This window comes from uncultured Polaribacter sp. (genome assembly GCF_947501385.1).
Lineage (GTDB): Bacteria > Bacteroidota > Bacteroidia > Flavobacteriales > Flavobacteriaceae > Polaribacter.
Genome location: NZ_CANMVP010000013.1, coordinates 55545 through 67002, shown reverse-complemented (window position 1 = coordinate 67002; position 11458 = coordinate 55545). Strand labels below are relative to the sequence as shown.

Here is an 11458-nt window from a genome sequence, read left to right as displayed (position 1 = left end):
GCTAGTGAATTGAGCTTTTGCAAAATAACAAAAAGTTTAGCACAAATAAAGAGATCTATCCTTTTTCAGAATTGAACGTTTTGTTTGAGTTTTTTTTACTTTCTGAAAATAAAAGAGTACATAATAAAAACCCGTTAAAACATTCTAAAAAAATTACCCTTTCACCCCAATAGTCATCAACTCGTCCCATTGTGTAGTAAAACGAGAACTCCTGTGCTCTTTAATTAAGGCCCATTCTTTTTCACGGTTTCCAACAGTGGCCAATTTTACTTTGTTCTTACCGAATTTGCTATTTAAAGCATCTATTACTGTTGCCAGTTTTTTGCTTTCACTCTTATGCTCTTCGTCGAAAAGACTCGTTTGAACTTGATTTTCTGGCATTAAATGAAATAAATTTACACCTACTTTCTTATAACGATAACCTGGTTTATAAATTTTCTTGAGTCCTTTTAAAGCTTCTTTAGTCAATTTAATGGTACTATTTGTGGGTGTATCTAAAGTAATGATGATTTTATTTGAATACTGATTGTCTGTATTGCTAAAATAATTCGTCTGTAAAAACACTTCTATACAACCTGCTGCAGAACCTTGCTGACGCAATAAATCTGCTACTTCTGCTACATAAAAACTAGTTGCCTCTACGATTAGGCTATAATCTGCTAATTTCTTTCCGAAAGATTTTGCAGTACCAATTCCTTTTTTAGCATTGGGCGCTATTACCATTTCCAAACATGGCAAATTGTTCAACTCTCGCCAAAGACGTTCACCAACAACCGTTAGTTCTTTACGAACCCAAGCCAAGTTTATATTTGCAAAATCTAAAGCAGTTCTCGCGCCTGTGTTTTCAATACGAATGGTGTGCTTTTTACCAACGCCCCAGATGTCTTTTACTTTGGCAGCAGTTAATAGAAATTGTCTCTTTTCTTCCGAATCAACCACGTAAACACCATTATTTTCTGGAATTTTCTTTGCAAATTTATTCGCCATTTTAGAGAGCGATTTTGTTTTGGCAACACCTACTCCAACAGGAACTCCTGTATTTTTATGTACCGCTTCTTTCATTTTATGCGCAATCTCATCCAATTCATCAATATCATAATGAGATAAATCTACAAAACTTTCATCGATGCTATATTCTTCTACTATGGGTGAGAATTCTCGTAAAGTATCCATTACACGCTGAGACATGTCTGCATACAACGTGTAATTCGATGAAAAACAGGTGACATTATTGGCGTCTAATATATTTTTTATTTTAAATACAGGCTGAAACATAGGAATATGTGCCAACGCTTTTGCTTCTTTATTTGCTGCAATGATACAGCCATCATTATTGCTTAAAACCACCACTGGCTTTCCTTGCAAATCGGGTCTAAAAACCTGTTCACAAGAAGCATAAAAACTATTGCAATCTACCAGTGCAATCATAAAGTAGATTTAATGATATAAGTGATCACTCCCCAAAATTGAATTTCTTCTTTTGAGTTGGTATCTATTCTTAAAATTTGAAATGTACCTTCTTTGATAATAACTGCCAATTGGTTATTTTTTGGGGTGAGTGACTTGTCAATAATTAAAACATCTTTCTCGAAAATATCAAAATCACGAAAACTATCATCTACAACTCTTACGTAAAAAGTAGCAGAAGAATTTTCTATTAAGGCATCGTTTAAATCGATTCTAGGTTCTGTATAATGTGTGGCAGGACTAGAAAAACCCGTCTGATTTGGACGTGCAACTCTGTAGCTTTTTTTCGTTTTTTCCACCAATTTTACTTCACCTTCTTTCACAAATCAAAATTACGGGAAAAAGAAATACCGAATTGTTAATTTTGAATAACTAATTAACAAATTTGAGGTTATGATGGTTGTTATATTGTCAAAAAAAGAAAAATAGCTCAATACAAATTTGATGAAAATCAGCCAAAAAATTTACTCTATTTGTTAAGTTATGAATATCCAATCAGAAAAATACTATTTAATCCAAAAAATCATTGAATTGCAAGATACGTCTGTCGTAAAAAAAATACGTGAAATGTTACCTGGTGAAACTTCATCTGATGATTGGTACAATAAACTTTCTTATTCTGAAAAAGAGTCTATTTCTAAAGGTTTACAAGATTTAGAAAATGAAAACGTTGTTTCTCATAAAGAAGTTATGGCTTCTGTTAAAAGGAAAATCGCTTTATTAAAGTACATACAACTGAAAATAGCCTTTAACTTTAAAATTACTAACAAGAAATATAATAATTAGAAATGTATCAATTATTTTGCTCTTTCTGTTATTTTTTAATGTAATTAAAATTCATTTTTATCATAAAGTTGCTAAATTTAGAAACTTATTATACATTTGTATAAATGTTTATCAATTGGAATATTTCAAAGCAATCTTCTTGGAGAGTGTAGATGATTTTATTAAGAATCTTGATTTTAAAATTCAAAAAAAGATATTTTACAATATCAGATTAGCTGAAAAGTCTAATGACCCAAAGATTTTTAAAAAGTTAACAGATGAAATATGGGAATTTAGAATCCGGTTTTCAAATAAACAAATAAGATTATTATCATTTTGGGATAAAAGAAATAACAATAATACTTTAGTTATTGCTACTAATGGGTTTATTAAAAAAACACAAAAAACTCCAAAAGCTGAAATTAACAAAGCAAAGAGAATAATGAATGAATATTTAAAAGATTAAGATTATGACAAAATTAAAAGCATATAGTTTATCTGAAATGGAGGACGAATATATTGGGAAAAAAGGTACAAAAGATAGAGATGAATATGAATATGAGTTACGCATGGACTTATTGGGTCGTATGATAAAGACAACTCGTAAAGAGCGAAATTTAACTCAAGAAAAGTTAGGTGAAATGATTGGTGTTAATAAATCTCAAATTTCAAAACTTGAAAACAACGCAAATAGTGCTAGAATTGAGACAATAATTAGGGTCTTTAAAGCATTAAAAGCGGAAATTCAATTTAACGTAAAACTTGAAAATAATAGTATCAAAATAGCGTAATCGAATTTATAATTAGGTTATAGAATACAGAAGAACTCCCAAGTAAAAAAAAATTGAAATTATTCTCTTAATCTTTAATAAAAGCCAACATGTTTTTTAGAATACGTAACTCGCGTTAAGGATTGAACGGTCTGTTTGAGCTCTTTTTTTATACTGAACTCGATTCAGCATCTGTTAGAATAATGAAATTACTTTTTAAAAAAGTTAGCTGCTAAAATAAATTAAGCATCAAAAAAAGCGAGTAGTGAAAGCCTGTTAAAACGCCCATATTTCGACAAGCTCAATATAAAATAGGGAGATTGCTTCGTCATTCTTCCTCGCAATGACACTGGTACAAAAAGAAAAATCCTTACAGAACCTGAATAAATTCAGGTAAGATGTAAGGATTTTTGAGTTTTTATTTCACAAGGGAGCATGCTCCCTTGCCGAAAATTAATATCTATAATGTTCTGGTTTGTATGGTCCAGATTGTGTAACACCAATATAGTCTGCTTGGTCTTTACGCAATTCTGTTAACTCTACACCAATTTTTGCTAAGTGTAAAAAGGCTACTTTTTCGTCTAAATGTTTTGGTAACATATATACTTTATTTTCATAAGCATCTGCATTGTTCCAAAGTTCCATTTGCGCCAAAGTCTGGTTTGTAAATGAGTTAGACATTACAAAACTTGGATGCCCCGTTGCACAACCTAAATTCACCAAACGACCTTCAGCTAATAAAATAATATCTTTTCCGTTGATATTGTATTTATCTACTTGAGGCTTAATTTCAACCTTTTCGCTGTTTGCATTTAAATAAGGAACATCGATTTCATTATCAAAATGACCAATATTTGCAACAATTACTTTGTCTTTCATCGCTTCAAAATGCTCTGCGCGTACAATATCTTTATTTCCTGTAGTGGTAATAATAATATCAGAATTTGCAACAACAGTTTCTAATTTTTTGACTTCAAAACCATCCATGGCTGCTTGTAAAGCACAAATAGGATCGATTTCTGTAACTGTAACAATAGAACCTGCACCTTTAAAAGAAGCTGCTGTACCTTTACCTACATCGCCATACCCACAAACAGTTACACGTTTTCCTGCTAACATAATATCTGTTGCTCTACGAATGGCATCTACTGCAGATTCTTTACAACCATATTTATTATCGAACTTCGATTTTGTAACAGAATCGTTGATGTTAATTGCTGGCATTGGTAAGGTTCCGTTTTTAACACGTTCGTACAATCTGTGCACTCCTGTGGTAGTTTCTTCAGACAATCCGTTAATTCCTGCCGCCAATTCTGGATAACGATCTAAAACCATATTGGTTAAATCCCCACCATCATCTAAAATCATATTTAAGGGCTTTTTGTCTTCACCAAAAAATAAGGTTTGTTCTATACACCAATCAAATTCTTCCTCATTCATCCCTTTCCAAGCATACACAGGTGTTCCTGTTGCAGCAATTGCAGCAGCAGCTTGATCTTGTGTAGAGAAAATATTACAAGAACTCCAAGTAACTTCTGCTCCTAAAGCTTGTAAAGTTTCAATTAAAACCGCAGTTTGAATCGTCATATGTAAACAACCCGCAATTCTTGCACCTTTTAACGGTTGGCTGTCTCCATACTCTTCTCTTAAACTCATTAATCCTGGCATTTCTGCTTCTGCCAAATCCATTTCTTTTCTTCCCCAGTCAGCTAAAGAAATATCTTTAACTTTGTAAGGTACGTAAGCTGTAGTTGCGCTCATATTTATGTATATTTATATTCTAATTTTTCTCCCGAAGTTTCGGGATGCAAAGTTACGACATAGAAATTAAAAAATATGGCTCTTTACAAAATAGTATCGGTTAACGAAACAACTAACGTCCTGATTTGGAAGATTGAAGAATCTATTTCTGATTTAAAGGAAGGAATTTTGTTATCTGAAAATAGTTCAACTCGCTTGAACTCAATGAAATCTGAACTACACCAAAAAGGATTTTTAAGCATCAGGCACCTATTAAAAAAAGTTGGTTACACAGATTTTGATTTGATCTATGATGAATTTGGAAAACCTCACTTAAAAGATGGCAGACGAATTTCTATTACACATTCTTTTACTTTTACAGCCATTATTGTCTCTGACAATTTACATGTTGGAGTAGATATTGAAAAACAACGGGAGAAAATTTTAAAAATCGCACATAAATTTACACCTTTTGAAGAATACAAAACCATTGCCAATGTAGATGCTTTAATTAGCAAACTAACCATAGTTTGGGGCGCAAAAGAAAGTTTGTATAAAATCTACGGAAAAAAGAAACTCTTATTTTTGCATCATATTTATATTGAAGATTTTAAGTTTGAAGATGAGCGAACTACTGGAGAAATTCGGTATGATGGCGAAAACTTTGCTTATAAAATTCAGTTTTTAGAATTTGAAGGCTTTACTTGTGTTTTTGCATATTAAAAACTTGTGTTTTTGCATATTAAAAATTCTAGTGCTACTTATTTTACGAACATGAATTGCACTGATTCTTACTGATAATTGTGAAAACTCTTGGTAGTTAAATCAATTTCAGCAAGTAAAAAATCTTTAGATTTTTAAAGATTCGTGTAAATCTATGAAATTTGTGTCTTAAAACTTTCTATTTTCGCAATTGTGAATATTTATCAAAACATTTTACATTCAAAACAAAAAGGCGAAAAACTACTCGCTATTTTAATTGATCCTGAAAAAATTAACTTAGACAATATTCCCTCTTTTTTTGAAAAAGTACACCAATCGATTACAACCCATATTTTTGTTGGTGGAAGCACAGATGTCAATAATGAAACAGAAAAAGTAGTTTCTTCAATTAAAAAAGCAACCTATTTACCTGTTATTTTATTTCCTGGCGATGTTTCACACATTACTAACAAAGCAGACGGAATTCTATTTTTAAGTCTTATTTCTGGCAGAAATCCTGAATATTTAATCGAACAACAAATTAAAGCGACTCCAATTTTACAAAAAAATGATTTGGAAATTTTACCAACGGGTTATATTTTAATTGATGGAAAAAAAGAAACGGCTACTCAAAGAGTAAGCAATACAAAACCCATTCCTCAAGAAAATTCAGATCTTATTCTAAACACTGCTTTGGCAGGACAATTCTCTGGCAAAAAATTGATTTATTTAGAAGCAGGAAGTGGAGCAACTGTGCCAGTTGAGGCAAGTATTATTACTCTTGTAAAGAATAATCTTTCTACTCCTTTAATTGTTGGTGGTGGAATTCGTTCAAAAAAACAATTAGACACCGCCTTTCATGCTGGCGCAGATATAGTAGTTATTGGAACTGCTTTTGAGGAAGATGAAGACTTTTTTGACGATTTAAAAAAATAGAACAACCTTGTTCATTCCTGCGCCTCTGCTCAACTTGATTGGGCAAAGGCAGCAATCTAAACTACACCTTACTAAAATGAATTTGCTTTTACCAGTAAGGAAAGAACTATCACTTGAATATTTATTTGCTTTGTATAGATTTCTGCTCCCGTAGCTTCGGGACTAGGGAATAACAGAACGCAAAAAAATAGTTTCTCTTTAACCTTAGAATAACAAATTGACTAAATTTACAACTTCAAATAAAACCTAATGTCAGAAATTTTCGACTTCTTTTTTGCACAATACAAAACCTATTCAACAACAGATGTTACTTTAGAAATTATTGCGGTAATTTTTGGTTTTTTATCTGTTTGGTTTTCAAAACAAAACAAAATTTGGGTGTTTCCAACAGGAATGGTTAGCACTGTAATTTTTGTTTATTTACTATTGAAATGGGAACTTTTAGGCGATATGATGATCAATGCCTATTATTTTATCATGAGTATGTATGGTTGGTATATCTGGACTCGAAAAGTAGATGAAACCCATGTTACACCCATCTCTTCAACAACTTCCAAAGAAAAAAAGACCGCTGTCTTTATCTTTTTTGCAACCTTAGTATTCGTTTTTATCGTGTATAAAACATTTGACAAATGGACCCATTGGGTTGCTTATGTAGATACAATTACTACAGCAATTTTCTTTGTGGGTATGTGGTTAATGGCAAAACGTAAAATAGAAAATTGGCTTTTTTGGATTGTTGGAGACCTAATTTCTGTACCTTTATATTTGTATAAGGGATTCACTTTTACAAGTTTTCAATATTTTGGATTTACTTTTATTGCCATTTTTGGTTATTTAGCATGGAAAAAGAACTTACACAAGACCCAATTAACATCGTAAAAGTTGTTTTATTTGGACCAGAATCTACAGGAAAAACAACACTTTCTCGTCATTTAGCGCGTTATTATAATACCGTTTGGGCACCAGAATTTGCCCGGGAATACTTGCAGGAAAAATGGAATAACGAACGTAAAACGTGTGAAAAGGAAGATTTAATTCCCATTGCCATTGGGCAAATGAAATTAGAAAATGCTTTAGCAAAAAAAGCAGATAAAGTGCTAATTTGTGATACAGATTTATTGGAAACCAAAGTCTATTCAGAAGAATTTTATGGTGGTTTTGTAGACGATACATTAAACAAAGCTGCAAAAGAAAACACCTATGATTTGTACTTATTAACATACATAGATACACCTTGGGAAGAAGATGATTTAAGAGACAGACCCCAACAACGTTTAGAAATGTTTACTGCCTTTGAAAACGCATTGAAACAGCACAATAAGAATTATATTTTGTTAAAAGGTGATAAAGAAACACGTTTAAAAAAAGCTACAAAAGCCATTGACAATATCATTGCAGAAAAAGATAATTTACACTCTTTCTCTGATTCTTTGATAGATTTAGATAGGAACTTTATGCATCAAAACAACGATTTTGGCACGTCTTTGGATTATTAAATCTTGAGAAAATAGAGAAGAGATAAAAGAAAATAGACGTTGGGAAATTAGATTAAAATCTAGAGAAATAACGCTCATCTATTTTCTTGGCTCTTTATTCTGAAGTCTTTTAAAAAAATGAACAAAGAAAACATCATAAAAGAATTAAATTTCAAAGCCATTAGAAGTTCTGGTGCTGGCGGACAGCACGTAAATAAAACATCTTCAAAAATTGAATTGACATTTGATTTAGAAAACTCCAATTCCTTATCCGAAAATGAAAAAGAGCTCTTAAAGCAAAAACTTTCATCGAAATTAACTAAAGAAAATACACTTATTTTATTTTGTGAAGAAACGCGTTCTCAACACAGAAATAAAGACATTGCTATCAAACGTTTTTTAGAACTCTTAACAATAAACTTAATTCGTCCTAAAAAAAGAAGACCTACAAAACCAAGTAAAGCTTCTATAAGAAGAAAAGCAGAAAGTAAAAAAAGAATTTCGGTAAAGAAAGTATTGCGCAAAAAACCAAAGCTCGATTAAAAAAAATCACTTTTCTGTTTCACATTAAAAAAAACCAACTTAATTTTGCACCGTTCTCATAAAGGGGTGCTAATTCAGTTAGCAGTTTTTTAGTTTTCAGTCATCAGTCACACTGAAGACTGCTTACTGTATACTGCTTACTTAATTTGGCTGAGATCATACCCAATGAACCTAGAACAGGTAATGCTGTTTAGGGAAATTCGAACTTCACTAAATTATTTAGTTGTCAGTTCGAGCGCAGTCGAGAAGTCTTAAAAACTTTCGACTGCGCTCGAGGAGACATTAAAACTATTAATTTATAAGGTTTTTTAATTAATTATTCAATAATAATCACAAGAATAATTACCTCTTTTTATTCGTTTTAAATTTTTTTAAAATGAAAAAAATATCCATTTTTTTATTCTTGTTTGTAAGTACACTTGCAAACGCCCAATCATTCGAACTCACTGGAAAAGTAGTCGATGAAAACAAAAATCCTTTAGCCGGAGCATCTGTCTTGGTTAAAGAAATTCAGAAAGGAACCTCCACAGATTTTGATGGAAACTTTCGTTTTAGCCTTTCAAAAGGAATGTATACCATTGAAGTTGCCTTTCTTGGTTACAAAACAATTTCAGAGAACATTACGCTTTCTAAAGATGAAAATTACCTAATTCAATTACAAACGGGTGCAACAGTTTTAGAAGAAGTTTTGGTTTCTGCTGTGCGTGTAAATGCAGATGTTCCTGTTACCTTTTCTAACTTATCTAAGAAGGAAATTGCCAAACGTAACTTAGGTCAAGACATTCCTATTTTACTAAATTACATGCCCTCTGTGGTTTCTTCTTCAGATGCTGGTGCAGGAGTAGGATACACCGCAATGAGTGTTCGTGGTTCTAACGGAGAGCGTATTAATGTGACTGTAAATGGAATTCCGTATAACGATGCAGAAAGTCATGGAACTTTTTGGGTGAATTTAGGCGATTTTGCTTCCTCAACTGAAAATTTACAATTACAACGTGGAGTGGGAACATCAACAAATGGTTCAGGAGCTTTTGGTGCGAGTTTAAATATTTTAACAGACGCTGTTTCAGAAGATCCTTCTGCCGAAATCTCGAATTCTTTTGGTTCTTTCGGAACTAGAAAACATACGGTAAAATTTAGTACAGGAAAAATTAATGAACATATCGAAATTGCTGGGCGTTTGTCTAATATTTATTCCGATGGGTATGTAGATCGTGCTTTTGCAGATTTAAAATCGTATTATTTACAAGGAAGTTATACGGACAAAAATACGCTGATCAAAGCCATTACTTTCGGTGGAAAAGAACAAACCTACCAAGCTTGGTTTGGCTTAACTGCAGATGAATTATTAGAAGATAGAAGACAGAATCCGTACACTTACGATAACGAGACAGACAATTATGAACAAAATCATTACCAATTACATTGGAACGAAAAATTAAATGATAATTGGTCTACAAACCTTGCTTTAAACTATACAAAAGGTTCAGGATATTTTGAGCAATCTAAATTTGGAACAGAAGTTATTAGCGACTCTGATAAGGATGGAATTCCAGATTTTGACAATTATAACGGAATTTTAGAGGGTTCTGACATTAAAACTGTAACATATGATAGTGGAATTACAGCTATTATTCCTATTACGGATGCAATTGTAAGACGTTGGTTAGACAACGACTTTTATGTGTTCAACTTCAACACAAACTATAAGACAGACAAAATTAATTTTATTACAGGAATCTCTTATTCTCATTATACAGGAGATCATTTTGGTGAAGTAATTTGGGGCGAGGATTTAGCACCAAATGCAAATATTAGAGATCGTTATTATTTTTCTGATGCTAAAAAAACTGACTTTTCAATTTTTGCAAAAGCTACATTTAATCTTTCTGAGAAGTTATCAATGTATGCAGATCTTCAAGGAAGATTTGTTGGCTACCAAACCGAAGGAATTACGAATGATATTGTACCTATTGATGTAGATACCAACTTTAATTTCTTTAATCCGAAGTTTGGTTTTACGTATAAAATCAATCAAAATAATAATTTATACACCTCTTTTGCTGTTGCCAACAGAGAACCCAATAGAAACGACTTTGAAAACGGCGTTTCTACACCAGAAAATTTAAATGATTTAGAATTAGGCTGGCGTTTAAAAAAGGAAAACATCAAACTAAATACAAATATCTATTATATGAATTATAAAGATCAATTGGTGTTAACAGGTGCTGTAGATGATGTTGGTGCGCCTATTAGAGCCACTTCTGGGAGTAGTTACCGTCTAGGTGTAGAAATTGATGCAGACATCCGCTTGAATGATCAATTTACGATAAAACCAAATGCTGCTTTTAGTAAAAATAGAAATAGAGATTTTTTTATTGAAGAAAACGGAAGTCCAAAAAGTTTAGGGAATACAAATTTATCGTATTCGCCAGATGTTGTTATTGGAAACATGTTGCAATATAGTCCTAAAGAAAACCTTCAAATTTCATTTTTATCAAAATATGTTGGAGCACAATTTTTAAATAATATTGATGATAATAACTCAAAATTGGATAGCTATTCTGTGAGCGATTTAAATATTGTCTATCAATTAGAAACAGCTAAAATATTTAAATCCATCGTATTTTCTGGGTTGATAAATAATATATTCAACAAAGAATATGTTGCCAATGCCATCGATTATGGTGGAGGTTATATTTATTATTATCCGCAAGCAACAAGAAATTTCTTAGTTGGTGTAACTTTAAAGTTTTAAAAAAATACCATTTTTTAGTTAAAATTGGTTAAAAACAAAAGAAAACGAGTCATTTCTAGTGAAAATGACTCGTTTTTGCTTATATTGTAGTTTCATGCAAAACACTTCCATTTACAACAAAAGAAACATTCATACGTATAGTTTTGATTTTACAACTTTAAAAAATCAGTCTTATACAGGTATCTCCTCCGTTTTCTAGTAAATTTTTGTTCATCGCTTTTTAGCGAATATTATTTTGAAGGATCTTTTTCTTTCAAAAAAACACCATTCTTAATTTTTAAAATAATTTTAAAAAAAAC

Annotated in this window: 12 protein-coding genes; 9 read left to right on the top strand and 3 right to left on the bottom strand. The window is 31.7% G+C overall.

Translation table 11 applies throughout. From position 1 onward, the window contains the following. Positions 1 to 153: 153 nt before the first annotated feature. Both Q0998_RS10015 and Q0998_RS10010 read right to left on the bottom strand, forming a co-directional pair. On the bottom strand, positions 154 to 1428 hold the full coding sequence (locus tag Q0998_RS10015) for a Y-family DNA polymerase (protein WP_299669593.1): 1275 nt from the start codon (positions 1426 to 1428) through the stop codon (positions 154 to 156). Next, a complete protein-coding gene (locus Q0998_RS10010) occupies positions 1425 to 1766 on the bottom strand; it encodes a S24 family peptidase (RefSeq protein WP_299669591.1) in 342 nt (113 codons plus the stop codon). Before Q0998_RS10010 ends, Q0998_RS10015 begins: the two co-directional genes overlap by 4 nt. Positions 1767 to 1950: 184 nt before the next feature. Here Q0998_RS10010 and Q0998_RS10005 point away from each other — a divergent pair, with 184 nt between their 5' ends. The 3 genes from Q0998_RS10005 to Q0998_RS09995 all read left to right on the top strand — a co-directional run bounded on the left by Q0998_RS10005 (position 1951) and on the right by Q0998_RS09995 (position 3023). Beyond that, positions 1951 to 2253 carry a hypothetical protein gene (locus Q0998_RS10005; RefSeq protein ID WP_299669589.1) on the top strand — a complete coding sequence of 101 codons (303 nt, stop codon included), beginning with the start codon at positions 1951 to 1953 and terminating at the stop codon, positions 2251 to 2253. 115 nt (positions 2254 to 2368) lie between these two features. Beyond that, entirely contained in the window at positions 2369 to 2698 is a 330-nt protein-coding gene (locus Q0998_RS10000) for a type II toxin-antitoxin system RelE/ParE family toxin (RefSeq protein WP_299669587.1), read from the top strand. Between the two features lie 4 nt (positions 2699 to 2702). After that, complete coding sequence (locus tag Q0998_RS09995; protein WP_299669585.1) at positions 2703 to 3023, top strand: helix-turn-helix transcriptional regulator; 321 nt, start codon at positions 2703 to 2705, stop codon at positions 3021 to 3023. A gap of 432 nt (positions 3024 to 3455) precedes the next feature. Here Q0998_RS09995 and ahcY read toward each other — a convergent pair whose 3' ends face one another. Then, entirely contained in the window at positions 3456 to 4763 is a 1308-nt protein-coding gene (gene ahcY, locus Q0998_RS09990) for an adenosylhomocysteinase (protein ID WP_299669584.1), read from the bottom strand. A 75-nt stretch (positions 4764 to 4838) separates the two neighbouring features. On the opposite strand from ahcY, the gene Q0998_RS09985 reads away from it, so the two are divergent. The 6 genes from Q0998_RS09985 to Q0998_RS09960 all read left to right on the top strand — a co-directional run bounded on the left by Q0998_RS09985 (position 4839) and on the right by Q0998_RS09960 (position 11159). Further along, positions 4839 to 5465, top strand: coding sequence for a 4'-phosphopantetheinyl transferase superfamily protein (locus Q0998_RS09985; RefSeq protein ID WP_299669582.1), 627 nt, complete (start codon positions 4839 to 4841; stop codon positions 5463 to 5465). A gap of 192 nt (positions 5466 to 5657) precedes the next feature. Next, complete coding sequence (locus Q0998_RS09980; protein WP_366943630.1) at positions 5658 to 6380, top strand: geranylgeranylglyceryl/heptaprenylglyceryl phosphate synthase; 723 nt, start codon at positions 5658 to 5660, stop codon at positions 6378 to 6380. Between the two features lie 249 nt (positions 6381 to 6629). Beyond that, positions 6630 to 7262: a nicotinamide riboside transporter PnuC gene (pnuC, locus tag Q0998_RS09975; RefSeq protein WP_299669580.1), complete on the top strand. Its 633-nt coding sequence runs from the start codon at positions 6630 to 6632 to the stop codon at positions 7260 to 7262. Further along, positions 7223 to 7879 (top strand): ATP-binding protein, encoded by a 657-nt coding sequence (locus Q0998_RS09970; RefSeq protein WP_299669578.1) that lies wholly within the window; start codon positions 7223 to 7225, stop codon positions 7877 to 7879. The genes pnuC and Q0998_RS09970 overlap by 40 nt, the downstream gene beginning before the upstream one ends. Before the next feature lie 117 nt (positions 7880 to 7996). After that, positions 7997 to 8401, top strand: a complete 405-nt coding sequence (gene arfB / locus Q0998_RS09965) for an alternative ribosome rescue aminoacyl-tRNA hydrolase ArfB (protein WP_299669576.1) — start codon at positions 7997 to 7999, stop codon at positions 8399 to 8401. A gap of 376 nt (positions 8402 to 8777) precedes the next feature. Then, positions 8778 to 11159, top strand: a complete 2382-nt coding sequence (locus tag Q0998_RS09960; RefSeq protein WP_299669574.1) for a TonB-dependent receptor — start codon at positions 8778 to 8780, stop codon at positions 11157 to 11159. The last annotated feature ends 299 nt before the right edge of the window (positions 11160 to 11458 follow it).